At 69.4% G+C, this 25,483-nt stretch carries 22 protein-coding genes and 1 tRNA gene; 1 reads left to right on the top strand and 22 read right to left on the bottom strand.

Annotation, left to right across the window (positions count from 1 at the left end):
• Positions 1-48 precede the first annotated feature (48 nt).
• The 21 genes from AB0I54_RS04070 to AB0I54_RS03970 all read right to left on the bottom strand — a co-directional run bounded on the left by AB0I54_RS04070 (position 49) and on the right by AB0I54_RS03970 (position 23,975).
• Positions 49-864 (bottom strand): F0F1 ATP synthase subunit delta, encoded by an 816-nt coding sequence (locus AB0I54_RS04070; RefSeq protein WP_363294276.1) that lies wholly within the window; start codon positions 862-864, stop codon positions 49-51.
• The gene (locus AB0I54_RS04065; RefSeq protein ID WP_363294275.1) at positions 861-1,406 is read right to left on the bottom strand and encodes a F0F1 ATP synthase subunit B; all 546 of its coding nucleotides are present in this window, start codon (positions 1,404-1,406) and stop codon (positions 861-863) included. The genes AB0I54_RS04070 and AB0I54_RS04065 overlap by 4 nt, the downstream gene beginning before the upstream one ends.
• A gap of 42 nt (positions 1,407-1,448) precedes the next feature.
• Entirely contained in the window at positions 1,449-1,682 is a 234-nt protein-coding gene (gene atpE, locus AB0I54_RS04060; protein ID WP_031181218.1) for an ATP synthase F0 subunit C, read from the bottom strand.
• Positions 1,683-1,757: 75 nt separating this feature from the next.
• Entirely contained in the window at positions 1,758-2,579 is an 822-nt protein-coding gene (atpB, locus tag AB0I54_RS04055) for a F0F1 ATP synthase subunit A (RefSeq protein WP_363294274.1), read from the bottom strand.
• A 225-nt stretch (positions 2,580-2,804) separates the two neighbouring features.
• Positions 2,805-3,227, bottom strand: coding sequence for a hypothetical protein (locus tag AB0I54_RS04050; protein WP_363294273.1), 423 nt, complete (start codon positions 3,225-3,227; stop codon positions 2,805-2,807).
• 315 nt (positions 3,228-3,542) lie between these two features.
• Positions 3,543-4,886, bottom strand: a complete 1,344-nt coding sequence (locus AB0I54_RS04045; protein WP_363294272.1) for an MraY family glycosyltransferase — start codon at positions 4,884-4,886, stop codon at positions 3,543-3,545.
• A gap of 219 nt (positions 4,887-5,105) precedes the next feature.
• The gene (gene glyA / locus AB0I54_RS04040; RefSeq protein WP_363294271.1) at positions 5,106-6,356 is read right to left on the bottom strand and encodes a serine hydroxymethyltransferase; all 1,251 of its coding nucleotides are present in this window, start codon (positions 6,354-6,356) and stop codon (positions 5,106-5,108) included.
• Positions 6,357-7,196: 840 nt separating this feature from the next.
• A complete protein-coding gene (locus AB0I54_RS04035; RefSeq protein ID WP_316748537.1) occupies positions 7,197-7,877 on the bottom strand; it encodes a protein-tyrosine-phosphatase in 681 nt (226 codons plus the stop codon).
• Positions 7,874-8,521, bottom strand: coding sequence for an L-threonylcarbamoyladenylate synthase (locus AB0I54_RS04030; RefSeq protein WP_363294270.1), 648 nt, complete (start codon positions 8,519-8,521; stop codon positions 7,874-7,876). The genes AB0I54_RS04035 and AB0I54_RS04030 overlap by 4 nt, the downstream gene beginning before the upstream one ends.
• Before the next feature lie 52 nt (positions 8,522-8,573).
• On the bottom strand, positions 8,574-9,413 hold the full coding sequence (prmC, locus tag AB0I54_RS04025) for a peptide chain release factor N(5)-glutamine methyltransferase (protein WP_363294269.1): 840 nt from the start codon (positions 9,411-9,413) through the stop codon (positions 8,574-8,576).
• Positions 9,414-9,492: 79 nt separating this feature from the next.
• Positions 9,493-10,560 carry a peptide chain release factor 1 gene (gene prfA / locus AB0I54_RS04020; RefSeq protein WP_363294268.1) on the bottom strand — a complete coding sequence of 356 codons (1,068 nt, stop codon included), beginning with the start codon at positions 10,558-10,560 and terminating at the stop codon, positions 9,493-9,495.
• 109 nt (positions 10,561-10,669) lie between these two features.
• Positions 10,670-10,894 (bottom strand): 50S ribosomal protein L31, encoded by a 225-nt coding sequence (gene rpmE, locus AB0I54_RS04015; protein ID WP_014675000.1) that lies wholly within the window; start codon positions 10,892-10,894, stop codon positions 10,670-10,672.
• Positions 10,895-11,085: 191 nt separating this feature from the next.
• On the bottom strand, positions 11,086-12,312 hold the full coding sequence (locus AB0I54_RS04010) for an LCP family protein (protein ID WP_363294267.1): 1,227 nt from the start codon (positions 12,310-12,312) through the stop codon (positions 11,086-11,088).
• A 207-nt stretch (positions 12,313-12,519) separates the two neighbouring features.
• On the bottom strand, positions 12,520-14,241 hold the full coding sequence (locus tag AB0I54_RS04005; RefSeq protein ID WP_363294369.1) for a trypsin-like serine protease: 1,722 nt from the start codon (positions 14,239-14,241) through the stop codon (positions 12,520-12,522).
• Positions 14,242-14,474: 233 nt separating this feature from the next.
• Positions 14,475-16,508 (bottom strand): transcription termination factor Rho, encoded by a 2,034-nt coding sequence (gene rho, locus AB0I54_RS04000; protein WP_363294266.1) that lies wholly within the window; start codon positions 16,506-16,508, stop codon positions 14,475-14,477.
• A gap of 406 nt (positions 16,509-16,914) precedes the next feature.
• Complete coding sequence (gene thrB, locus AB0I54_RS03995) at positions 16,915-17,832, bottom strand: homoserine kinase (protein ID WP_263212677.1); 918 nt, start codon at positions 17,830-17,832, stop codon at positions 16,915-16,917.
• A 331-nt stretch (positions 17,833-18,163) separates the two neighbouring features.
• Entirely contained in the window at positions 18,164-19,222 is a 1,059-nt protein-coding gene (gene thrC, locus AB0I54_RS03990) for a threonine synthase (protein ID WP_363294265.1), read from the bottom strand.
• Between the two features lie 6 nt (positions 19,223-19,228).
• The gene (locus AB0I54_RS03985) at positions 19,229-20,518 is read right to left on the bottom strand and encodes a homoserine dehydrogenase (RefSeq protein WP_363294368.1); all 1,290 of its coding nucleotides are present in this window, start codon (positions 20,516-20,518) and stop codon (positions 19,229-19,231) included.
• 216 nt (positions 20,519-20,734) lie between these two features.
• Positions 20,735-22,126 (bottom strand): diaminopimelate decarboxylase, encoded by a 1,392-nt coding sequence (lysA, locus tag AB0I54_RS03980; protein WP_363294264.1) that lies wholly within the window; start codon positions 22,124-22,126, stop codon positions 20,735-20,737.
• An 80-nt stretch (positions 22,127-22,206) separates the two neighbouring features.
• Positions 22,207-23,223, bottom strand: coding sequence for an ArgS-related anticodon-binding protein NrtL (gene nrtL / locus AB0I54_RS03975; RefSeq protein ID WP_363294263.1), 1,017 nt, complete (start codon positions 23,221-23,223; stop codon positions 22,207-22,209).
• Between the two features lie 275 nt (positions 23,224-23,498).
• On the bottom strand, positions 23,499-23,975 hold the full coding sequence (locus AB0I54_RS03970) for a response regulator (RefSeq protein ID WP_363294262.1): 477 nt from the start codon (positions 23,973-23,975) through the stop codon (positions 23,499-23,501).
• Positions 23,976-24,160: 185 nt separating this feature from the next.
• Between AB0I54_RS03970 and AB0I54_RS03965 the strand changes: the two genes are divergently transcribed.
• Positions 24,161-24,232: transfer RNA gene (locus AB0I54_RS03965), tRNA-Arg, on the top strand.
• Positions 24,233-24,507: 275 nt separating this feature from the next.
• On the opposite strand, the gene AB0I54_RS03960 is transcribed toward AB0I54_RS03965, so the two are convergent.
• Positions 24,508-25,362, bottom strand: coding sequence for a nuclease-related domain-containing protein (locus AB0I54_RS03960; protein ID WP_363294261.1), 855 nt, complete (start codon positions 25,360-25,362; stop codon positions 24,508-24,510).
• Between the last annotated feature and the right edge of the window lie 121 nt (positions 25,363-25,483).

Raw genomic sequence — 25,483 nt, 5'->3', positions numbered from 1 at the left:
ACGGCCCAACCAGGGCCGTAATTACTTTTTTCGATTTCCGCGTTGCTGCTAGCTCGCCATGCGGCGGGCGGCGTCCTCAAGGCGGTCCGCGACGGAACCGTTGATGACCTCGTCACCGACCTGCACCCGGATCCCGCCGACGACCTCGGGGTCGACGTCGAGGTTGAGGTGCATCTTGCGGCCGTAGAGCTTCGCGAGGGCGGCGCCCAGGCGCTGCTTCTGCGTGTCACTAAGCGGCACCGCCGAGGTGACGACGGCGACCATGCGGTCCCGGCGCTCGGCGGCGAGCTTGGACAGGGACTCCAGTCCCGCTTCCAGGCTACGTCCCCGCGGCACGGTCACAAGACGCGTCACCAGACGCTCGGTGGCCGGCTTGGCACGGCCGCCGAGCAGCCGGTGCAGCAGCTCGATCTTGGCCGCCGTGCCGGCCTTGCGGTCGGTCAGCGCGGCGCGCAGCTCGGTGTTCGAGGCGATGATCCGGCCGAACCGGAACAGCTCGTCCTCGACGTCGTCGAGCGTGTGCGCCTTCTCCGCCGCCGTGAGGTCGGCGACGTCCGCCAGCACCTCCAGCGCGTCCACCAGGTCGCGAGGCTGCGACCAGCGGGAACGGACCAGGCCGGACACCAGGTCGGCGGCCTCGCCGCTGACCTGGCCGCCGATCAGACGGCGCACCAGCTCGGCCTTGGCCTCGCCGGCCTGCGCCGGGTCGGTGAGGACCCGACGCAGCGACGCCTCGCGGTCGAGCAGCGCGGTGACGGCCGCCAGCTCGTCGGCGAGCTGCGCCGCGTCCACGGACGTGGTGTCCGTCAGCGCGTCGAGACGCTCACGTGCGGCTGCCAGTGCCTCGCGGCTCGCTCCGTTCATCGCGTGGCCTCGGCCTTCTCCTCAAGCTCGTCGAGGAAGCGGTCGATCACACGGCTCTGGCGGGCGTGGTCCTCGAGGGACTCGCCGACGAGCTTGCCGGCCAGTTCGGTGGCGAGCTTGCCGACGTCCTGACGCAGCGCGGCGGAAGCGGTCTTGCGGTCGGCGTCGATCTGGGCGTGACCGGCGGCGACGATCTCCTCGCGCTGCCGCTGGCCTTCGGCCCGCATCTCGGCGATGAGCGTGGCGCCCTGCTCCTGCGCCTCCTGGCGCAGGCGCGCGGCCTCGTGCCGGGCCTCGGCGAGCTGAGCCTTGTACTGCTCAAGCACGCTCTGAGCCTCGGTCTGCGCGGCCTCGGCCTTCTCGATACCGCCCTCGATGGCCTCGCGACGCTGCTCCAGAACCTTGTTGATGTTCGGAAGGAGCTTCCAGGCGAGGAAGCCGAAGACGATGACGAAGGCGAGCAGGCCGATGACGAGCTCGGGGATCGGCGGGAGGAGAGGGTTCTCCGTCTCCTCGGCCGCCAGAATGAGCAGCTGGCTCATGTCAGTGCCTTTCGTCTAGTCGGCTGGTCGTTGATCGTTAGATCACTTGCCGTAGACGAACGGCATGACCAGACCGATGAGGGCGAGCGCCTCACAGAAGGCGAAGCCGAGGATCTGGTTGGCACGGATCAGGCCGGCGGCCTCGGGCTGGCGGGCGAGCGCCTGGGTGCCGTTACCGAAGATGATGCCGACGCCGACGCCGGGGCCGATGGCGGCGAGGCCGTAACCGATGGAGCCGAGCGAGCCGGAAACAGCGGCAGCAAGGGTCTGGGACATGCCAGTTCTTCCTTCTTCTTTACGGACCGGTGGGGGTTGGCCACCGGACGATCGGGGGGTGGAGAGGCGGGGCGCTCAGTGGTGCTCGGCGAGGGCGCCCTGGATGTAGGTGCACGTGAGGAGAACGAAGACGTACGCCTGCAGTGCCTGGATGAAGAGCTCGAAGGCCGTCATCACGATGGTCATGATGAAGCTGACGCCGGCGTAGGCGATGCCGACGCCGTTCAGCAGGTACCAGCTGGCGATCGTGAAGAGCAGCAGCAGGGTGTGGCCCGCGAACATGTTCGCGAACAGTCGCACCGCGTGGGTGAAGGGCCGCACCAGCAGGTTCGAGAAGAACTCGATGAGCATGGCGAGCGGCAGCACCGCGCCGAGCGACTTGTCGTAGCCCGTGACGTTCTTGAAGAAACCGACGAACCCGTGGCGCTTGAAGGTCAGCGAGACCCACAGGACGTAGACGATCAGCGCGAGAACGAGCGGGTACGAGATGATCGCCGTCACGGGGAACTGGGCGACCGGAATGATCGACCAGAGGTTCATCATCCACACGAAGAAGAACAGCGAGACGACCAGTGGAACGTACTTCTCGCCCTCCTTCTTGCCGATGGTCTCGTAGACGACACCCCGCCGGATGAAGTCGTAGCCGGCCTCGGCGACCATCTGCATCTTCCCCGGGACGACCTTGGGCCTGCGGAAGGCCGCCCAGAAGAAGCCGACGATGATGATCGAACCGAGCAGCGCCAGCAGCATCGTCTTGTTGAAGTAGACGCTGCTGTCGGCGTCGCCCCACAGGGGCTTGAACAGGAACGAGTGCAGGCCGGGAGCCGGGAAGCCACAGCCGTCGAAGATGTGGCAATCGGTCTCGAAGGCGAGCACCTGCGTCGGGTCAGCACTCACCGCGGGCTCCTTCAGCGTGGCGCATAGGTACGGCAACCTCGTTGTGTCGGCGCGGCGCAGGGCCGCGGTTCGGCACGGGACTGGTGTTACGGATGTGGGGGCGGCTGTGGGGCATCTCGCCTCGCGATTGAGCAGGCGTCAGCTCGGATGCCCGCGCCCGCGATGCCGCAGTTGGCACCGGACGATAGCAGGATCTCTCATGCGCCTTTATCCCGGCCCTACCTCTCACGACGAGCGCCCGGTCTTTTCGGACTTCTCGGGCTCGACGTAGAGGATCTTGGCCTTCATGTGCGCACGCGTCTGCGCGGCGATCCAGGTGAGGGTGCCGACCACGAGCGTGATGGCGAAGGCCTTGGGGTTGAACAGCGTGGTGTTCTTGAAGGCGGCGACGAAGACGAACAGCAACAGCAGCTGCGCTGTGTACAGCATGAGCCCCATGGCCTGGAACAGGTGCGGAAGCGATTTGGCAGTGCGCTGCAGGACGTAGAGGCCGATCCCCATGAAGAGGATCACCACCAGCGTCGCGACGACGGCCCCGAGCGCCCCCTTGCCGCCCGCGACCACAGCGCTGACGACGGCGGCGAGCGCGCCGACGGCAGCCGTGGGTACGGCGGCCTGGGCCAGGATCCGGACGTCATTGGACGGCATGGCGGCAACTCCGCTTTCACAGGGGGCAGGGTGTCGTCATGGACGAGCGTAGTCCCGGTCAGAGAGTCCTAGACCTCAGGCCATTGGACCGTCGTACTCGGGTCCTTCGGCTCTATCCGGGGTTCTCGTGAACCGTATCACAAACTATTTGATGAGGTCTTTACCTGGTACGTGTGCTTGCTGTCACACATGAGAGTGACCCTGCGCGTCTGTGCAGAAACCGGGGTGAGATGTCTGATATTGGGGAGCTTTGCTCCCCCACGAGTTGGCAATGCTCTAGTCAGATTCTTACCTTGCGGGCTTACCGGGAGAACGTCAGCGCGACGAGCCCGCCTTGCGCCCGTCCAGGAACCGCGAACGGGGACCGATGGCGGTCGCGCCGTTGACCCCGGTCAGACCGGCGGGCACCGGGGCGGGCTGCTCCTTGCCGGCCGGGGCAGCCTCGAAGGCCGCGGCGGGGGCGGGGGCTTCGGCGTGGGCCTCGACCGCGCGGCCACGGCGGTAGCGCGGCGGCACGAAGCGCTCGGCCCAGCGCGGGGCCCGCGGGGTGAACCGCGGCAGCAGGAGCAGCAGGAGGCCGATCGCGCTGAAGAACACGACGCCGAGCACGATCCACATCGACGCGGAGTTCACCGAGTAGGCCAGTGCGCCGAAGCCGATCAGCGCCGACCAGAAGTACATGATCAGCACGGCCCTGCTGTGCGAGTGGCCGACTTCCAGCAGCCGGTGATGCAGATGCCCGCGATCCGCCGCGAACGGCGACTGGCCGCGCCAGGTGCGCCGCACGATCGCCAGCACCAGGTCGGCGGCCGGCACCGCGATGATGGTCAGCGGCAGCAGCAGCGGGATGTAGACCGGCACCATCTGGTGGACGGTGTTGCGCTCGGAGTTGGTGAACAGGTTCATGACGTCCGGGTCGACCTGGCCCGTGACCGAGATCGCACCGCCGGCCAGCACCAGGCCGATCAGCATCGAGCCTGAGTCGCCCATGAAGATCCGCGCCGGGTGCATGTTGTGCGGCAGGAAGCCCAGGCACATGCCCATCAGGATCGCGGAGAACAGGGTGGCCGGGGCGGCGGCCTCGATGCCGTACGAGTACCAGATCCGGTAGGCGTACATGAAGAACGCCGCGGCCGCGATGCACACCATGCCGGAGGCCAGGCCGTCCAGGCCGTCGACGAAGTTCACCGCGTTGATGGTGATGACGACCAGGGCCACCGTCAGCAGGGTGCCCTGCCACTGGGTCAGCGCCACCGTGCCGACGGTCGGGATGGGCAGCCAAAGGATCGTCAGACCCTGCATGACCATGACGCCGGCGGCGATCATCTGGCCGCCGAGCTTGATCAGGGCGTCGATCTCGAACTTGTCGTCCAGGACGCCGATCAGCCAGATGAGCGCTGCTCCGGACAGCAGCGCCCGTGGCTCGTTGGACTTCTCGAAGACCTCGCTGAGGTTGGTCAGATGGTCGGCGACCAGCAGACCCGCGCACAGGCCGAAGAACATCGCGATACCGCCGAGGCGCGGAGTGGGCTCCCGGTGCACGTCACGTGCCCGGATCTCCGGCATGGCTCCGGCCACGATCGCGAACTTACGTACCGGCCCTGTCAGCAGATACGTCACCGCGGCCGTGACACAGAGCGTCAGCAGGTATTCACGCACAGGCTTCCCCACATGTCTCGCTGGCCATCACAGCCCCACAGCCTAGCGACGTAGGCATATCAGTGGGGACTTCCGGGTAGCGACGATGGTTGCACCGTGGCCGTCATCGCGGGTGCACAGGGACGCGTCCACGTCGGCGCGTACCCCTTTTCACGCGGCATACGCCGCAAAGCGGGAGGGCCGGGCCCGGAGGTACCGGAGTTTGGACACAGACAGGGGTCAAGATCTCGGACCGCCGGGATACGGCGGAAATCTACCGGCCAGTTCCCGCACCTCGTCACGCGCCCCGGTGGGGTCGATCTCACTTCGCAGCACCCCCGCCATCAGCACGGCGATCCGCGCCATCTCCGGCTCCCCCATGCCCTGGGTGGTCAGCGCCGCCGTGCCCAGGCGCAGCCCGCGTGCGTCGCCGTGCGGCAGGGCGCAGCAGTCCAGCACCATCCCGGCGGCCGCCAGCCGGCCGCGTGCGGCGCGTCCGTCGACGCCGAGCGGCGACGGGTCGGCGGTGATCAGATGGGTGTCGGTGCCGCCGGTGGTGACGGCGAGACCCTCGTCGGCCAGCTCGGAGGCCAGGACCTTCGCGTTGGCGACGACCTGATGCGCGTACGCGGAGAACGCCGCCGTCGCCGCCTCGCCGAACGCGACGGCCTTGGCGGCGATGGTGTGCATCTGCGCGCCGCCCTGGGTGAACGGGAACACGGCCCGGTCGACGCGCTCGGCCAGCTCGCCGCCGCACAGGATCATCCCGCCGCGCGGCCCGCGCAGCACCTTGTGCGTGGTCGCGCACACGATGTCGGCGTACGGCACCGGGTTGGGCGCCGCTCCCCCGGCAACGAGCCCGATCGGATGCGCGGCGTCCGCGATCAGATACGCCCCCACCTCGTCGGCGACCTCACGGAAGAAGGCGTAGTCGATGTGGCGGGGGTAGGCGATGGAGCCGCACACGACGGCCTTGGGCCGGTGGTTGCGGGCGAGGTGGCGCACCTGGTCGTGGTCGATGAGCCCGGTCTCCGCGTCGACCCCGTACCCCACGAAGTCGAACCAGCGGCCGGAGAAGTTGGCCGGGGAGCCATGGGTGAGGTGCCCGCCGTAGGGCAGCCCGAGGGCGAGGACGGTGTCACCGGGCTGCAGCAGGGCCGCGTAGGCGGCCAGTACGGCCGACGAGCCGGAGTGCGGCTGGACGTTGGCGTGCTCGGCCCCGAACAGCGCCCTGGCCCGCTCGATCGCGATGCGCTCGGCGACGTCCACGATCTCGCAGCCGCCGTGGTAGCGGGCCCCGGGATAGCCCTCGGCGTACTTGTTGGCGAGCGGTGAGCCCAGCGCGGCCAGCACGGCCGGGGAGGTGAAGTTCTCGGCCGCGATCAGCTGCAGCGTCGTCGACTGCCGGTCGACTTCCCCCAGCAGGATCTCGGCCAGCTCGGGGTCCTGCCGCCGCAGGACATCGGCCTCAAGGGTATGGGTGACCGACATGGCGGGCTCCCGGGCGGTCGACGGTGACGTAGGTCCAATGTAGGCCTGGCCAGGACGGGGTGCGCGATGTCCGCGGCCACCGGTGGCTCCGCCGGAAATGCCGCGATGCGCCGCCGGTCGTCCGCGGGACCGTCGTGGCCTGTCGCGCCCACGCGGCGGAGCCGCATATCGACACGGTCCCACGCCCCATCGGGGACGCCGCCCAACCGCATCCGCCGGAACCAGCGATGGAACCGCGGGGAACCTGAAGTCGACCACCACCCCCTGCGAGACCGGCGGCAGCCGCCAAGCGCTCCACCGGAAATGCCGCGATGCGCCGCCGGTCGTCCGCGGGACCATCGTGGCTCGTCGCGCCCACGCGGCGGAGCCGCATATCGACACGGTCCCACGCCCCTTCGCGGGCGCCCCCCAACCACATCCGCCGGAACCAGCGATGGAACCGCGGGCAATCTGAAGTCGACCACCACCCCTGCGAGACCGGCGGCAGCCGCCAAGCGCTCCACCGGAAATGCCGCGATGCGCCGCCGGTCGTCCGCGGGACCATCGTGGCCTGTCGCGCCCACGCGGCGAAGCCGCATATCGACACGGTCCCACGCCCCTTCGCGGGCGCCCCCCAACCACATCCGCCGAATCCAGCGGTGGAACCGCGGGGAACGCGCAGTCGACCGTCACCCGTGTGAGGGCGGCGGGAGCCGCTCAGCGCTCCGGCGGCAGTGCCGCGATGCGCCGCCGGTCGTCCGCGGGACCATCGTGGCTCGTCGCGCCCACGCGGCGGAGCCGCATATCGACGCGGTCCCGTGCTCCTTTGGGGCGCTGCCGAACCGCATTCGACTGATGCGCTCAGGTGCGTGCCGGCACCCCGGTGAGGGCCGTGACCACCGGGTCCAGGGCCTCGTGTATTTCGTCGCCGATCGAACGGAAGAACGTCAGCGGCGCCCCGTACGGGTCGTAGACCTCGTCCGCCTCCGCCGTCGGGGCCAGCAGCCATCCGCGCAGCGCCGCCGCGGCGCGGACCAGGGCGCGCGCACGGGCGACCAGGCCGTCCTCCAGGGGCGGCAGCGTCGCCGGGTCTATCGCGCGGACGAGACGGGTGAACTCCTTCAGCGTGAAGGTGCGCAGGCCCGCAGAGTGGCCCATGGAGATGACCTGGGCGCGGTGGTCGCGGGTCGCTGTCAGCACCAGGTCGGCCATGATGACGTGTTCGTCCAGCAGCTCCCGGCCGGTGAAGCCGGAGGCGTCCGCGCCGAACTCGGCCAGCACGGCCTCCGCGTTGGCCTCCATGGGCGCGCCCTCATGACCCCAGGTGCCCGCGCTCTCCACGATCAGCCCGCCGCCCAGGACGCCGAGCCGCTGTTTCACGAAATGCCGGGTCAGCCGCTCGGTGATCGGCGAGCGGCACACGTTGCCGGTGCTGACGTGGAGGATGCGGAAACTGTCGCGCGGAAGCCCGACGAAGGTGGTCGTAATCTCCGCTGCACGTTCCCCGTTGCCTATGCCACGCCCCGCTTCAGGGGCTGTCAATTCGCCACCTCGAGGTCGGGTACGACCTTGCGCAGCTCCTCCGCCGAGATCGCGCCCGCGCGCAGCAGCACCGGCACGTCGCCGGTGACGTCGACGATCGACGAGGGCACGTTGCCGGGGGTCGGGCCGCCGTCGAGGTAGACCGAGACGGAGTCGCCGAGCATCTGCTGGGCCGCGTCGCAGTCCTCCGGCGCCGGGTGGCCGGTGATGTTCGCGGACGACACGGCCATCGGGCCGACGTCGGTGAGCAGTTCGATGGCGACCGGGTGCAGCGGCATGCGCACGGCAACGGTGCCACGGGTGTCGCCGAGGTCCCACTGCAGGGACGGCTGGTGCTTGGCGACGAGCGTGAGGCCACCCGGCCAGAACGCGTCGACCAGTTCCCAGGCCAGCTCGGAGAAGTCGGTGACCAGACCGTGAAGCGTGTTCGGCGAGCCGATCAGGACGGGGGTGGGCATGCTGCGGCCCCGGCCCTTGGCCTCCAGCAGATCGGCCACGGCCTCCGAGGAGAACGCGTCGGCGCCGATGCCGTACAGCGTGTCGGTCGGCAGCACCACGAGTTCGCCCCGGCGGACGGCGGACGCGGCCTCACGCAGACCCGTCGCGCGGTCGGTCGCGTCGTTGGTGTCGTATCGCCGTGCCATGTCTAGCTGGCCTCCTCGTACACGTACTGCTGGCTTGAAGTCCGGGGCGTGCTCACGGCAGCGCCCGGCGGGCGGTCGCGAAGCGCGGGCGGTTGTTGAGGTCCGGGTGGTCGGCCGCGTCGGCCCAGCCCCGCTCCTCGGTGAAGATCCATGGCACCTGGCCCCCCTGGGTGTCGGCGTGCTCGATCACGACGACGCCACCGGGGCGCAACAGCCGGTGCGCGGTGCGTTCCAGGCCCCGGATGAGGTCGAGACCGTCCTCGCCCGAGAACAACGCCAGGTCGGGGTCGTAGTCACGGGCCTCGGGGGCGACGTACTCCCACTCGGTGAGCGGGATGTACGGCGGGTTGGAGATGACCAGGTCGACCTGGCCGTCGAGGTCGTGGAAGGCGTCCAGGGCGTTGCCCTGCCGCAGGTCGACCCGGGAGCCCTCCATGTTCTTGCGGGTCCACTGGAGGGCTTCCTCGGACAGCTCCACGGCGTGCACGCGCGAGCGCGGGACCTCCTGGGCGAGGGCGAGCGCGATGGCGCCGGAGCCGGTGCACAGGTCGACGATGAGCGGTTCGACCACGTCCATGGCCCGCACGGCGTCTATGGCCCAGCCGACCACCGACTCGGTCTCCGGCCGCGGCACGAAGACACCCGGCCCGACCTGGAGCTCCAGGTACCGGAAGTAGGCCCGCCCGGTGATGTGCTGGAGCGGCTCGCGCTGCTCGCGCCGGGCGATGACCTCCCAGTAGCGGGCGTCGAAGTCGGAGTCCTTCACGGAGTGCAGTTGGCCCCGCTTCACGCCGTGCACGAACGCGGCGAGCTCCTCCGCGTCGTTGCGCGGCGAGGGCACGCCGGCGTCGGCCAGCCGCTGCGCGGCCTGGGCCACCTCCGCGAGCAGCACGCTGCGGGGGCTTGGGGGTCGCCCCCCAAAATCTTGCTGCACGCTCGTCCTCCGGGTATTCGGTACTTCGTGACTCGCCTTACGCGGCCGCGAGCTTGGCCGCCGAGTCCGCGTCGACGCACGCCTGGATCACCGCGTCGAGGTCGCCGTCCAGGACCTGGTCAAGGTTGTACGCCTTGAAGCCGACGCGGTGGTCCGAAATGCGATTCTCCGGGAAGTTGTACGTACGGATCTTCTCGGAGCGGTCGACGGTGCGGACCTGGCTGCGGCGGGCGTCGGCGGCCTCCCTCTCGGCCTCCTCCTGCGCCGCCGCGAGCAGCCTGGAGCGCAGGATACGCAGAGCCTGCTCCTTGTTCTGCAGCTGGCTCTTCTCGTTCTGGCAGGAGGCGACGACTCCGGTGGGAATGTGCGTGATGCGCACCGCGGAGTCGGTGGTGTTGACGGACTGGCCGCCGGGCCCGGAGGACCGGTAGACGTCGATGCGGAGGTCGTTCGGATTGATCTCGACGTCGACCTCCTCGGCCTCGGGGGTGACGAGGACACCGGCGGCGGAGGTGTGGATACGGCCCTGGGACTCGGTGGCCGGCACCCGCTGCACGCGGTGCACTCCGCCCTCGTACTTCAGCCGGGCCCACACGCCCTGGCCGGGTTCGGTCTGGCCGCGGGTCTTCACCGCGACCTGGACGTCCTTGTAGCCGCCGAGCTCGGACTCGGTGGAGTCGATGATCTCGGTCTTCCAGCCGACGCGCTCGGCGTAGCGCAGGTACATGCGCAGCAGGTCTCCCGCGAACAGCGCGGACTCGTCGCCGCCGGCGCCCGCCTTGATCTCCAGAATGACGTCCTTGTCGTCACTCGGGTCACGCGGTACGAGCAGGAGGCGCAGCTTCTCGGTGAGTTCCTCGCGCTGCTTGTCCAGCTCCTTGACCTCGGCGGCGAAGTCGGGGTCGTCGGCGGCGAGTTCGCGTGCGGTCTCGATGTCGTCGCCGGTCTGCTTCCAGGAGCGGTACGTGGCGACGATCGGGGTGAGCTCGGCGTAGCGCTTGTTCAGCTTGCGCGCGTTGGCCTGGTCGGCGTGGACCGACGGGTCGGCGAGCTTCGTCTCCAGGTCGGCGTGCTCACCGACGAGTTCCTCGACGGCCTCGAACATCTTGGGGCTCCTGTACTGCTCGGAAAGGGGGAAGGCGGGCGACCAAAAACGCCGGTCCCGGCGCATCCCGAAGGCGGGACACAGCCGTGGACCGGCGAAATGGGGCTCGCTACTTCTTGGAGCCGGCGGCAGCCTTGCCGAAGCGGGCCTCGAAGCGGGCCACACGGCCACCGGTGTCGAGGATCTTCTGCTTGCCCGTGTAGAACGGGTGGCACTCGGAGCAGACCTCGGCCCGGATGGTGCCGGACTCGATGGTGCTACGGGTGGTGAACGACGCGCCACAGGTGCAGCTGACCTGCGTCTCGACGTACGCGGGGTGGATGTCGCGCTTCAAGGTGTCTCCTAGGTTCGGGAGGGCACCGGGTCGCAACCGCGGGCTGCGGAGGCGTGAACCGGGGCCGACGTACCAGTCTGCCAGGACTGGCCGCATCCCCCAAAACCGGGGGGCCGAGCGTTCTATTCCCGGGGGTCCGGGAGCGGGGAGCGGGGAGCCGGGACGAGCTACGGGCTGGGCGCCCTCGCGCCCTACGACGCCGTCACCACGCCCTTGGCCCCGCCCGTGGCCGTGCCCTTCGTCGCGCTCGGCGGGATCGGGAGGTCGTTGCTCAGGGCGGTCCAGACCTGCTTGGCCTTGGCCTCGGCGACGACGACCCGGTTGGGGTTCGTGGGGTCGTACTGCACCGGCATCGTGACCATCTTCATGTGCGACGAACCGATGCCCTTCAGACCGTTCGCGAAGTCCATCAGGGAGTTCACCGAGCCCAGGTCGGAGTCGGTGGTGACGGCCTTGGTCGCGGTGTCGGCGAGGTCGAACAGCTTCTTGGGGCTGGTCAGGACGCCGACCTGCCCGACCTGGTCGACCAGGGCCTTGATGAAGGCCTGCTGGAGCTGGATGCGGCCGAGGTCGGAGCCGTCGCCGACGCCGTGCCGGGTGCGGACCAGGCCGAGGGCCTGCTTGCCGGTCAGGGTGTGCGTGCCGGCCTTGAGGTGCAGATGGCTCTCGGCGTCCTCGATGTTCCTGGTCGTGGTGACCGTGACCCCGCCGAGGTCGTCGATGAGTTTCTGGAAGCCGGAGAAGTCGACCTCCAGATAGTGGTCCATGCGGATGCCGGTGAGGGACTCGACCGTCTTCACCGCGCAGGCCGCTCCGCCGGTGGAGTAGGCGGAGTTGAACATCACGCCGGAGGCGGCGGCGTGCCTGGTGCCGTTGGTGTCGGTGCACGCGGGGCGGTCGACGAGGGTGTCGCGCGGGATGGAGACCACGCTCGCCTTCTTGTGGCCCTCGTACACGTGGACGACCATCGCCGTGTCGGAGCGGGCGCTGCCGTCGTCGGTGCCGCCGCCCAGCTCCTTGTTGGAGCCGGAGCGGGTGTCCGAGCCGAGGACCAGGATGTTCTGGGAGCCGTTGTCGACCTTCATCGGGCGCTCGCTGCCGAGGGCCTGGTTGATGTCGACGCTCTTGAGGTTGCCGTTGAGCTTGAAGTACACGTACCCGGCGCCGGTGCCCCCCAGCACCAGGATGCCCGCGGCCGTCCAGGCCGTGACGAGCAGCGCCTTGCTGCGGCCGCTGCGGGGCTTGCGACGGCAGCCCCGGCCACCGCGGCCCCGCGGCCGGCTCGTGCCGGGCTCGGCGCCCGTCCCGGTGCCGGCCGTCTCGGTGCTGCCCGTCCCGGTGCTGCCGGGCTCGCTGCTGCCGGGCTCGCTGCTGCCGGGCTCGGGTATGCCGGCCTGCGGCATGCTCTCGGCGGACATGTGCTCCTCGGTTCTCGTCCCGGTCGGTGTACCCCCTGCTTTCGCGGACGGGCCGGGTCGTAGTGACCCATACCGCACCATCGTCACTCCATCGGGTCAGACGGAGAAACTCGGGAAAGGGTTGCACAAAGCAGGGTGCCCACCGCGTGGAGCGATGGGCACCCTGTGTAGCCGAGCAAACGGGATCAAACCCGCTCACCTGCAATTTCAGCCGAAAATGTCGTACTGCTTGAAGTCGGTACCGACGGAGATCCGTGTGGCGAAGATCTCGCTGGTCGCCTTGCCGGTGCCCTTGTAGAGGTAGAGCGTGCCGCCGGGCGTACGGGCCAGGAAGTCGGCCTTGCCGTCGCCGCTGATGTCACCGACCGCGTCGAAGGCGTTGTATCCGGTCCAGGCGCTGCGCACCTTGACGCGGGTGGAGAACGCGCCGGTGCCGGACTTGCCGGTGCCCTTGTACAGGTACAGGTCGCCGTTGCTGCTCTTGCGAGCGAGCAGGTCGGCCTTGCCGTCGCCGTTGAAGTCGCCGTGGCCGCGCACCATGTTGTACTGGTTCCAGCCCGTGCCGACCTTCACCCGGGTGGCGAAGGTGCCGTTGCCCTTGCCCGGGTAGATCCACAGCGTGCCGGAGGAGTCGACGGACAGCAGGTCGGGCAGGTAGTCGCCGGTGACATCGCCGGGGGCGATGATGCGCAGGCGGGTCTTCCAGCCGGTGAAGATCTTGGTCTGTGACCAGGAGCCGGTCGCCAGGACGTAGTGCATCCAGTAGACGTCACCGGTGCCGCTGTCGCGGACCACGAGGTCCTCGATGCCGTCCCGGTTGAGGTCGGCCTGCAGGACGACGTTCACGCCGTTCCAGTTGCCCCAGGAGATCCGGGCGCCGAACGACGTGCCCTTGGAGTCCTTCTCGTAGCCGGTCTTGGTGGAGGCGTTGCGCACCCACAGGTCGGCCTTGCCGTCGGTGTAGCTCAGGTTGCCGTCGTCGACCTGCGCGTAGGCGGCACCGACGTACGTGCTCACCTTGGTGAAGACGCTGTACGCGCCCTTCGCCACACAGTTCTCGACGCCCCAGGAGACGACGCCGACGATCCGGCCGTTCACCACGAGCGGGCCACCAGAGTCGCCGTTGCAGGCGGAGGTGGTGCCGGTGTCGCTGCCGGTGGCGGGCTTGCCCGCGCAGACCATGTGGCCCTTGACGAAGTCCGTGCCGTAGAAGCCGGAGCACGTGGTGTCCGACTGGATCGGCAGCGTGGCCGTCTTCAGCGTCTCGGAGATGTCCTGCGTGGTGGAGCTGGTACGGCCCCAGCCGTAGACCTTTGCGCTGGTGTTCGCCGCGTACGAGGCCGTGTCGCCGGACGTCGTCATCCGGATCGGCGTGGCCTTGACCGGGTTGTCCAGGGTGAGGACGGCGATGTCGTTGTTGATGGTCGTCGCGCTGTACGACGGGTGGTTCCACTGGCGCAGCACGGCGGTCGCGGTGCCGCCGTGCAGGTCGGAGCCACCCGCGCCGTCGTCGGTCGGCAGCTGCGAGGTGCCCGTGACGACGGCGCCGTTGGCGTACCAGTTGTAGCCCTTGACGCAGTGCGCGGCGGTGAGGATCTTCGTCGGCGAGACGACCGAGCCGCCGCAGAAGAAGCCGATGTCGTCGCTCTCGTCGGTGGTGCCCTTGTCGTCGTAGTACCAGAGCTGGGCCATCCACGGCGCGCTGGTGATGGTGGTCTGAGTGCCACCGATGATCTTCGGGTCGACCGTGGCGGTGCTGGTGCCGGTGCTCGCGCTCAGGGACGACTTCTTGGTCGTCTGTCCCGCGGTGTCGTCACCGGCGAGGGCGCCCGCGACGCGCTTCTCCAGCGTGGCGAGCGACGGCGAGGAGAGGGCCGGTTTGACGGTCGGGGTCGGCACGGAGGTGGCCGCCCCCGCGGACGAGGTCATCAACGCCGCGGTCACGGCCGCGGCGACACCGGCGGCGGCGAGGGGCAGGGCGAGGCGTATCCGGCGTCTGTGACGACCGCCGCCGGACGGAGCTGTGGACAAGAAAGTCCCCCCAGAGATGCATGAGTCGGAAGGGGCACGAGGTGCGCCCACTTCTCTCAGCGCCAAAAGGCCGACCCCTGTCACTCAGGTGACAGGGGTCGGCCTCAACAGCCCAGGGGGTTCGACCGTGACTAGTCTCCGTTGCCGGGCATCGGAGTCGTCTTCTGGATCTGCAGCAGGAACTCGGCGTTCGACTTGGTCTGCTTCATCTTGTCGAGGAGCAGCTCGATCGCCTGCTGCTGGTCGAGCGCGTGCAGCACCCGGCGCAGCTTCCATACGATGGCGAGCTCGTCGGAGCCGAGCAGGATCTCTTCCTTACGGGTACCGGACGCGTCGACGTCCACCGCCGGGAAGATGCGCTTGTCGGCGAGCTTCCGGTCGAGCTTGAGCTCGGCGTTGCCGGTGCCCTTGAACTCCTCGAAGATCACCTCGTCCATGCGGGACCCGGTGTCGACGAGCGCGGTGGCCAGGATGGTGAGCGAGCCGCCGTCCTCGATGTTCCGCGCGGCACCGAAGAACCGCTTCGGCGGGTACAGGGCGGTCGAGTCGACACCACCGGACAGGATGCGGCCGGAGGCCGGGGCGGCGAGGTTGTACGCACGGCCCAGACGCGTGATCGAGTCGAGCAGTACGACGACGTCGTGACCCAGCTCCACCAGACGCTTGGCGCGCTCGATGGCGAGCTCGGCGACCGTGGTGTGGTCCTCGGCCGGGCGGTCGAAGGTCGAGGAGATGACCTCGCCCTTGACCGACCGCTGCATGTCGGTGACCTCTTCCGGACGCTCGTCGACGAGGACGACCATCAGGTGGCACTCGGGGTTGTTGTGGGTGATCGCGTTGGCGATCGCCTGCATGATCATGGTCTTGCCGGTCTTCGGCGGGGCCACGATCAGACCGCGCTGGCCCTTACCGATCGGCGCGACGAGGTCGATGATGCGGGTGGTCAGCACGCCCGGGTCCGTCTCCAGGCGGAGGCGGTCCTGCGGGTACAGCGGCGTCAGCTTGTTGAACTCCGGGCGGCCACGGCCGTGTTCGGGCGCCATGCCGTTGACGGAGTCGAGGCGGACCAGCGCATTGAACTTCTCGCGGCGCTCGCCCTCCTTGGGCTGACGGACCGCACCGGTGACGTGGTCACCCTTGCGCAGGCCGTTCTTGCGGACCTGGGCGAGGGAGACGTACACGTCGTTGGGACCCGGCAGGTAGCCCGACGTACGGATGAAGGCGTAGTTGTCGAGGATGTCCAGGATGCCCGCGACAGGGATCAGGACGTCGTCCTCGGCGAGCTGCGGCTCGTTGCCGGCGAACTCGTCACGGCCACGGCGGCCACGGCGGTCGCGGTAGCGGCCGCGACGGCCACGGCGGCCGCCCTCGAAGTCGTCGTCGTCCTGCTGGCCCCGGTCCTGACGGCCGCCGCCCTGCTGCTGGCCCTGCTGCTGGCGCTGGCCGCCCTGGCCCTGCTGCTCGTCGCCCTTGTTGCGGCGGTCCCGGTCACGGTCGCGGCCGCGCTCACGGCGGTCCCGGCGGCCACGGCCATCGCCGTCACCGGCTTCGCCCTTGGCCTCGCCCTGCGCCTGCGGGGCCGGCGTCTCGGCCTTGGCCTCGCTCTTCGCCTCGGCGGCGATCGTCTCGGTGCTGCCCGCCTGAGCAGCCGTCGGGCTGCCCGCCTCGGCGGTGGCACGGCGACGGCGACGCTCGGTCGGGGCGTCGTCTCCCCCACGCTCGGCCTCGCCCGCGCGGGCGGTGCCGCCGGCCGGCTGGCCGGGGATCTCGATCTGCTGCTGCGCCACGGCCTTCTCGGCGGGCGCCTCGGACTTGGCCTCCGCCTTCTTCTCCGCCTCCTCGCCCGTACGGGCCCGGGAGGTGGTGCGGCGCTTCGGCTTGGTCTCGGCAGCGTCCCCGGCAGGAGCCGCGGCCTTGGGGGCGGCTCCGCCGCCGGCCTGCGCCTCCTTGATGACCTCGATCAGCTGGCTCTTGCGCATACGCGCGGTGCCCCTGATGCCGAGGCCGGATGCGACCTGCTGCAGCTCGGCCAGCACCATGCCCTCGAGGCCGGTACCGCGGCGCCGCCGGGAGCCGGCACCGGTGGCAGGCGCGGAGGCGTCCGTGGCGGGCGCGGCAGCGGTCTCCTCGACACGTGCGCCCATCAGATCGGTGGTGTCGCTCACGAAGGGTCCTTCCCTGGAGCGGACGTCGGCCTGTCTGGCTCGGCGACCGGTTGTGCTGTCCGGCATCGGTTCTGTCTCTTGTGAACCAAGCCGGGGCGGTGGTCCGCCAATGCGGCGGAAGAGATATCTGGTGATGGCGCTTCCCCGACGGGCCGTGGCACCGAGTGTCACGCGGCGCGGTCGCACCGATTCCGGAGTGTGCCCAGCGGCCCGCTCAGTGCCCGCGTACGGCGTACTGCCCAGGTACGGCGTACGGAACACAGAGTGGCTTGGGAGACTCCCGGAAGAATGTCTGTCCCGGACGGGGACACGAGGCACCTCGCCATGGTGGGGTCGGGTGCAGACTTGAGGTTAACACTACCGGATCCAACAAACATTCCCCCTCTCCAAATCCGGCAACCGTGTGTCAGGTCGCAAGCGGCAGCACGCTCGCTCCCTGGACATCCAGGCTCAGCCGGTTGGCGGCCCAGTCCACGCCGGCCAGGGCCTCCACCTTGTCGGCGGTCCCGGCGTCGGCCAGTGCCATGACGGTGGGCCCGGCGCCCGAGATGACGGCCGGGATCCCGTCGGCGCGCAGCCGCTCCACCAGCGCGGCGCTCTCCGGCATGGCCGGGGCGCGGTACTCCTGGTGTAGGCGGTCCTCGGTGGCGGGCAGCAGCAGCTCGGGGCGCCTGGTCAGGGCCTCTACGAGCAGGGCGGCACGGCCCGCGTTGGCGGCGGCGTCGACGTGCGGCACGGTGCGCGGCAGCAGGCCGCGCGCGGTCTCGGTCAGGACCGGCTTTCCGGGCACGAAAACCACCGGAACGATGGAATCGTTGGGCTCCATCCTGATGGCCCGCGCGGCGCCGCCCTCCATCCAGGAGAGCGTGAAACCGCCGAGCAGACAGGCCGCGACGTTGTCGGGGTGGCCCTCGATCTCCGTGGCGAGTTCGAGCAGGGCCGTGTCGTCGAGCTTCGCCTCTCCGCCTATGGTCACGGCGCGGGCGGCGACGATGCCGGCGCAGATCGCGGCGGAGGAGGAGCCCAGGCCACGGCCGTGCGGAATGCGGTTGGCGCAGACGATTTCCAGGCCGCGGGGCTGTCCGCCCAGCAGATCGAAGGCGGTGCGCAGGGACCGTACGAGAAGGTGGCTCTCGTCTCGCGGCAGCGTCTCGCTGCCCTCACCCGCGATGTCGATGTGCAGCCCGGAGTCGGCCACCCGGACGACGACGTCGTCGTAGAGCCCCAGCGCGAGGCCGAGGGCGTCGAAGCCCGGGCCGAGGTTGGCGCTGGTGGCGGGGACGCGCACCCGGACGGCGGCGGCGCGGAACGCTGGACCGGCCATCGCTCGATGACTCTCCTTGAGCTGCGTGATTGTCGAATGACATTCGATAGGGATGTGAGGACCCTCGGGCCGCTGAAACGGCGCGGCGCCCTGCCTGATGCGCAGGCATATGCGGCGGGCGGGTTGACTACAGCCTATCGAAGGAAGGTTCTGTGGCGACATAGGGCGCACAGGAGGCGCACGATGCGTGTCGCAAGCCCCCTGTGCCCCCCTTCTAGGGACTTCCCAGGTTAAGACGCCACAAGCGGTTCTCAGGTTGCCCGGGGGCGTTCCCCGAGCGCACCCGGAGCAGGCCACGAGCGGGCCTGCCTCGGGCGTCGGACCTCAGACCTCAGGCAAGGCCCAGCCGCTCGGCCGCCGCCACCGCGTCGACCGGAACGGTGACCGGCTGCGGTGCGCCCGCGACGGCCCAGTCCGGGTCCTTGAGGCCGTTGCCGGTGACCGTGCACACGATCCGCTGGCCCGGGTCGACCCTGCCCTGCTCGGCGGCCTTCAGCAGACCGGCCACCGACGCGGCGGACGCGGGCTCCACGAAAACACCCTCCTGAGCGGCCAACAGCCGGTAGGCGCGCAGGATTTCACGGTCCGTCACCTCGTCGATGAGACCGCCAGACTCGTCCCGCGCCGCCAGTGCGTACTGCCAGGACGCCGGGTTGCCGATACGGATGGCGGTGGCGATGGTCGAGGGGTCCTTGACGACCTCGCCGCGCACGATCGGGGCGCTGCCGGAGGCCTGGAATCCCCACATGCGAGGAGTCCTGGCGGACACGCCGTCGGCGGCGTACTCCCGGTACCCCCTCCAGTACGCGGTGATGTTGCCCGCGTTGCCCACCGGCAGCACATGGATGTCCGGGGCGTCGCCCAGCATGTCCACGATCTCGAAGGCAGCCGTCTTCTGGCCCTCGATCCGCACCGGGTTCACCGAATTGACCAGCGCCACGGGGTAGTTGTCGCTCAGATTGCGGGCGAGCGTGAGGCAGTCGTCGAAGTTGCCGTCGACCTGGAGGATCTTCGCTCCGTGCACGAGGGCCTGGCCCATCTTGCCGAGCGCGATCTTCCCGCGGGGCACCAGCACGGCGGAGACCATCCCGGCACGCACGGCGTAGGCGGCGGCGGAGGCGGACGTATTGCCCGTGGAGGCGCAGATGACCGCCTTGGCCCCCTCCTCCTTGGCCTTGCTGATGGCCATGGTCATACCGCGGTCCTTGAAGGACCCGGTCGGATTCGCGCCCTCCACCTTGAGGTGGACCTCGCAGCCCGTGCGCTCGGAGAGCACCTGCGCGGGCACGAGGGGCGTGCCGCCCTCGCGGAGCGTCACGACCGGCGTGGTGTCGGATACCGGCAGCCGGTCCCGGTACTCCTCGATGATTCCGCGCCACTGGTGGGTCATTGCTGGTTACTCTCCTTCAACCCGCATGATGCTGGCGACACCCCGCACGGTGTCGAGCTTGCGCAGCGCCTCGACGGTCCCGGTCAGGGAGGCGTCGGACGCGCGGTGGGTGACGACGACGAGGGAGGCCTCGCCGTCCTTGCCCTGCTGCCGAACCGTATCGATCGACACCCCGTGCTCGGCGAAGACGGTCGCCACCTGGGCGAGAACACCCGGTTTGTCGGCGACGTCGAGGCTGATGTGGTAACGGGTCACGACCTCGCCCATGGGCGAGACGGGCAGCGCGGCATACGCCGACTCGCCGGGCCCCGTTGCCCCGCTGAGCCGGTTGCGGCAGACGGCGACGAGGTCGCCGAGAACGGCCGAGGCGGTGGGAGCGCCGCCCGCACCAGGGCCGTAGAACATGAGCTGCCCGGCGGCGTCGCTCTCCACGAAGACGGCGTTGTACGCGCCGCGCACGGAGGCGAGCGGGTGGCTCAGCGGAATCATCGCGGGGTGCACGCGCGCGGTGACCGAGCCCCCGTCCGCGGCCCGCTCACAGATGGCGAGCAGCTTGATGGTGCAGCCCATCTCCTTCGCCGAGGCGAAGTCGGCCGCGGTGACCTCGGTCATGCCCTCGCGGTAGACGTCGTCGAGGCGCACGCGCGTGTGGAAGGCGATACCGGCGAGGATCGCGGCCTTGGCGGCGGCGTCGAAGCCCTCGACGTCGGCGGTGGGGTCGGCTTCCGCGTACCCGAGCGCGGTGGCCTCGTCGAGCGCCTCCTGATACCCGGCGCCGGTGGAGTCCATCTTGTCGAGGATGAAGTTGGTCGTGCCGTTGACGATGCCGAGCACCCGGTTGACCTTGTCGCCGGCCAGGGACTCGCGCAGCGGCCGGATCAGCGGGATGGCACCGGCGACGGCGGCCTCGTAGTAGAGGTCCTTGCCGTTCGCCTCGGCGGCGGCGTGCAGGGCGGCCCCGTCCTGGGCCAGCAGCGCCTTGTTGGCGGAGACCACGGAGGCCCCGTGCTCGAAGGCGGTGGTGATGAGGCCCCGCGCGGGCTCGATGCCACCGATCACCTCGACCACGACGTCGATGTCGCCGCGTTTGACGAGCGCGGTCGCGTCGGTGGTGACGAGAGCCGGGTCGATGCCCTCGCGGACCTTGGACGGCCGCCGTACGGCGACGCCGGCCAGTTCCACCGGGGCACCGATCCGCGCGGCGAGGTCTTCGGCGTGCGTCGTCATGATGCGCGCCACCTCTGAGCCGACAACCCCACAGCCCAGCAGCGCCACCTTCAGCGGACGCGTACGCATCATCCGACCTCGTTTCCTCATACCGTCTACGGTTGCACCAGTCTCACTCACCGGACGGGAGTTTCTACCCTTCGTCCGGATCGTGAGATGTCTATTTCATTCTGCCGGGACAGGAAGACCGGAGATCTTCCGGTCCGGTTCTTCGCTGCTCAGCGGGTCCCGTTCTTATCTGCTTGTTCTCTGCTTGTTCTCTGCTTGTTCTCTGCTTGTTCTTGCTCAGCCGACGTCGAGACGCAGGAGGTCCTCCTCCGTCTCGCGGCGGACGATCACCCGGGCCTCGCCGTCGTTCACCGCGACGACGGGCGGCCGGAGCACATGGTTGTAGTTGCTGGCCATGGACCGGCAGTAGGCACCGGTGGCCGGGACCGCGATGAGGTCACCCGGTGCCAGGTCGGCCGGCAGGAACGAGTCCTTGACCACGATGTCCCCGCTCTCGCAGTGCTTGCCGACGACGCGCACGAGCATGGGCTCGGCGTCGGAGGTGCGGGAGGCGAGGGCGACGCTGTACTCGGCGTCGTACAGAGCGGTGCGGATGTTGTCCGACATGCCGCCGTCGACGGAGACGTACGTACGCAGCCCGTCGAGGGGCTTGATCGTGCCAACCTCGTAGAGCGTGAAGGCGGTGGGCCCGACGATGGCACGCCCGGGCTCGACGGAGATACGGGGAGTCCGCAGCCTGGCGGACTCGCACTCGCGGCTGACGATCTCGGTCAGCGCCTTGGCGATCTCATGGGGCTCACGCGGATCGTCGTCACTCGTGTACGCGATCCCGAGGCCGCCACCGAGGTCGATCTCAGGCAGCTCGACACCGTGCTCGTCCCGGATGTCCTTCAGCAGCCCCACCACGCGATGGGCGGCGACCTCGAACCCGGACATGTCGAAGATCTGCGACCCGATGTGCGAGTGGATCCCGATCAGCTCCAGCCCGTCGAGCCGAAGGGCACGCCGCACGGCTTCCGCCGCCTGCCCGCCGGCCAGCGGGATCCCGAACTTCTGGTCCTCATGGGCGGTGGCGATGAACTCATGCGTATGAGCCTCGACGCCGACGGTGATCCGGATCTGCACGCGCTGCCGCTTCCCGAGCGACTCGGCGACATGGGCGACGCGCACGATCTCCTGGAAGGAATCCAGGACGATCCGCCCCACACCCGCGTCGACGGCCCGCTCGATCTCGGCGAGGGACTTGTTGTTGCCGTGGAAGGCGATGCGGTCGGCGGGCATACCGGCGGAGAGGGCGGTGGCCAGCTCACCGCCGGAGCACACGTCGAGGTTGAGCCCCTCCTCGTGCAGCCACCGCACGACGGCACGCGAGAGGAACGCCTTCCCGGCGTAGAAGACATCGGCATCCTGCCCAAAGGCCGTACGCCACGCCCGGGCGCGAGCACGGAAGTCGGCCTCGTCGAGGACGTAGGCGGGCGTACCGAACTCCTCGGCGATCCGCTTGACGTCGATACCGCCGACGCTGACGACACCCTGCTGATCACGGGTGACGGTCTGGGCCCACACCTTGGCGTCGAGGGCGTTGAGGTCGGCGGGCGGGGCGGAGTAGTGCCCCTCGCTGAGGACGTCGGCGTGACGGGGCCCGGCGGGATGTGCGGAACGGCTCATTGTCTATGGCTCTCTTCTGGCTCTCTGGGCGTCGCTTCTGCTCTTCTGCTTGCGCTTCTGCTGCTCTTCGGCGGGCGCGCTCAGAGGTGGTCGGGTGCGTCGATGCCGAGCAGGGACAGGCCACCGGCCAGCACCGTCCCGGCGGCTTCGGCGAGGGCGAGCCGGGCACGGTGGGCGGCCGAGGGTTTCTCGTCCCCGTACGGAAGCACGGCAGGCAGAAAAGGCAGGGCGGCATCGGCGACGGTGACGAGATGCCGGGCAAGCCGGTCCGGGGCACGGTGGGTGGCGGCCGCGGTGACGATACGGGGGTAGTCGGCGAGGGCGTCGACGAGATCACGGACATCAATATCCGCGACGCCCGCCGTGTTGGGCATGCTCGCCATGTCCGCAATACCACCGGGTGCGGCGTCGAAGCCGAGCCGGGCGGCATTGCGGCTGAGGGCCCGAGTGCGGGCGTGGGCGTACCGGACGCGGAAGAGAGGATTCCCCTCGCGCTGTACGAGGTGATCGGCGGTGATCCGCGGCCGGTCGTGCGGCGCGGGGTGGAGCAGGGCCCAGCGGGCGGCATCGGGACCGAGCGGAGCGGGGTCCTCCGGGGCGGGGACGGGCCGCAGATTGACGGGCTCACGGTGATCGATCTCCACCCGCCCGCCCTGAGCGGCAACGATCCGCACGAGCACGTCGGCAACGACCTCGGCACGGGCTTCGTACGGCACACGCAACTCGACGACTTCCCCGGCAAGGGCATCGCCATGGCCGTACGCGTCCCCGCGCTCCCGGATCTCCCGAACCAGAGAGCCGACGGGATCGGCCTCACCCGCCAAACAGATGTTGATGAACCCGGGCCCGGTGACGACGACGTCACCGACCCCCTCGGCCCGCACGAGATGCGGCCGCAGAATCTCGGCGACGCGCAACGGCGGCTGTCCGGCGGGCCGGGCGAGCTGGAGCGCGATGTTGGTGGCGTAGTCACCACACCCCCCGGGCCCCGGCGGCGTAACCACGACCCGCTCCGGAACGGTCACACTCAGCTCCCCTTCATCAACAGCACGACGCACCGCGCGCAGCACGGTGCGGGAGAGCTCGACGGGGGTCACGGGACAAGCGTATGGGAGGAGGGGGGTGGGTATGCGAGTTGGTTTGGGGTGGGGTCCGGGATGTGGACGGGGTGGGGGCGGGCTTGGGGTTGGCTCGGGGGGCGGTCTTCGGGTTGGCCTGGGGGCGAGCTTGGGTTGGCTCTAGGGGTTGGCTTGGCTTGGTGGCCTGCCTGGTATCGGCAGGCGGCGATCGCTGCCTGCACCCGCGGGCAAGCTAACGCCCTCCCAGGACGTACAGACGCGAAACCGCACCCACCGGTGCACTGCGCGGCGGATCAGGCACCGGTGCGGCCGGCACGCTCCGTCGAAAGCTCGACCTCTTCCTCTCCGGAATCGAAGGAGCCACCAAGGACAGGCTCGCCCTCATCCCCTCCGACCGGCCTGCCGCACCCCCGGGGCCCCCTCTCGATCAACTGCCGTACGACGCTGACGAGTTCGGCGGGCTCGAACGGCTTGGCGAGAAAGGCGTCAACCCCGATGTCCAACCCGCCCTCGACCTCGTACTGGGTGCAGGCACTGACGATGGCGAGGGGAAGATCACGAGTCCGGGGGTCGGCGCGCAGCAGGGCGGCGGTCCGCAGGCCGTCCAGCCGGGGCATGACGACGTCCAAGGTCACGACATCGGGCCGCACCTCATGAACCACATCCAGACACTCGGCACCATCGGCCGCGGTCACGACCTCAAGCCCCTCCAGCTCAAGATTGACCCTGATCAGCTGCCGGATGACCTTGTTGTCGTCCACAACAAGCACCCGACCCGACGCGCCCGGCACAACTCAAGAGTAGGTCCGCACCGGCCACCGCGTCCGGCTTTTCCCCACTTCCACCCACGCGAGCGAGGGCCCCTCCCCGCCCAGCCGTAAACCCGTTCATGAACACCCCGAGGGAGCTGGTAGTGTTCTACCCGTCGCCAGGAGCAAACAGCTCCACAGCGGACGCCCCCGTAGCTCAGGGGATAGAGCAACGGCCTCCGGAGCCGTGTGCGCAGGTTCGAATCCTGCCGGGGGCACCTTGGATTAGGTGCCCAAAGACCCCGTCACCAGCGAGAACGCTGAGGCCGGGGTCTTCGCGTATGTGCAGCCGTATGCCGCCCGAAGCGGCCGTATGTCGGGGTCTGTGGACGAGGCGTGGACGGGATCTTGGAGCATCGCCGCAGGTGAGGTCCAGGAAGAGGCGAGGCCCGTACTTAACGCCAGGAGCCCTCGCTCGGCACCGAATCGTCAGGCCGCGAGGGCTATCACGGCCGCCCAGCAGGGCTGCCGGCACCTCACTGCGGCCACCAACTCAGGCCTGGGCCCACGCCTGACGATGACGAGCAACGCTGTACACCTGCGCCACCTGGTCGGCCGTGAGAACGCCGGAGAGCGGAGCGAGGGCCGATACCTGACGCTCTTGGTACACCCGGACATCGAGCTGCGTAGCGACCACCTTCAGCTCGGTGACACCGACGAAGACGAGCACCGGCTCCACCGGTACCGGGAAGTCGCAATAGCACTCAAGCACTCGGCCGACTCGCTTGGCCTCCGCCCGGCTCTTGCGTGCGTAGGGCGCCGGTTTCCCGTGATCGACTTTCACGGAATCGTCCCCGACCCATACGGCCCGCTTGTGGTGGTGCTTCGTATTGATGCTGAACACTCCACCAGGCCCGATCAGTAAGTGATCGATATCCACTTTGTTGGCTAAGGGGACGGAGTGCAGGACGCGCCAGCCGTGACGCCCCAAGCGGTTCAGCTCGGCGCCCACTCGCCGCTCCCCCGCCAATCCCTTTCGCCAGGAATCCCATTCTGAGGGCCGCCGCAGCAGCCGTGAGATGGCTCGCTCCATCAGCCCCGGGCCGGATTGGGCGAGCAGATCACGCAAGGACTCCCCAGGAGGGTTGCTGGCCAGGTCGTCGGCCGGCGTCAGAGGCGGCAGCACCGGACGCGCCTGAGTCTCCGGCGCCCGGTCTGGCGAGACAGGCTGGGTGAGGCTCTGTAAGTGCTTCGTGAGCACGGCGAGCACCTCGTCGCGGCACTCGGCCCGCAAGACCGTGATGTCCCCCGTCGTGACGTCCGCCCAACCGACCGCGGTGCCATCAGGCAGGTTGGCGTACAGACGATCATGCCCGTACCGCTTCCAGCGCGTGACGTGCAGCTCCACAAGGCCCCCCGGTGGTCTCGCATTGGCGTTGCCGACATGCCAGCAGGAAGCACAACGAGGCCACAAGACCGCAGGGCGCGCGGCGCAGCTCAGTTCGTTCCATCCGGGTGAAGCATCGCCC

Origin of the sequence: Streptomyces sp. NPDC050625 (genome assembly GCF_040654755.1) — a bacterium.
Lineage (GTDB): Bacteria > Actinomycetota > Actinomycetes > Streptomycetales > Streptomycetaceae > Streptomyces.
This window is presented reverse-complemented; position numbering and strand designations above follow the sequence as displayed.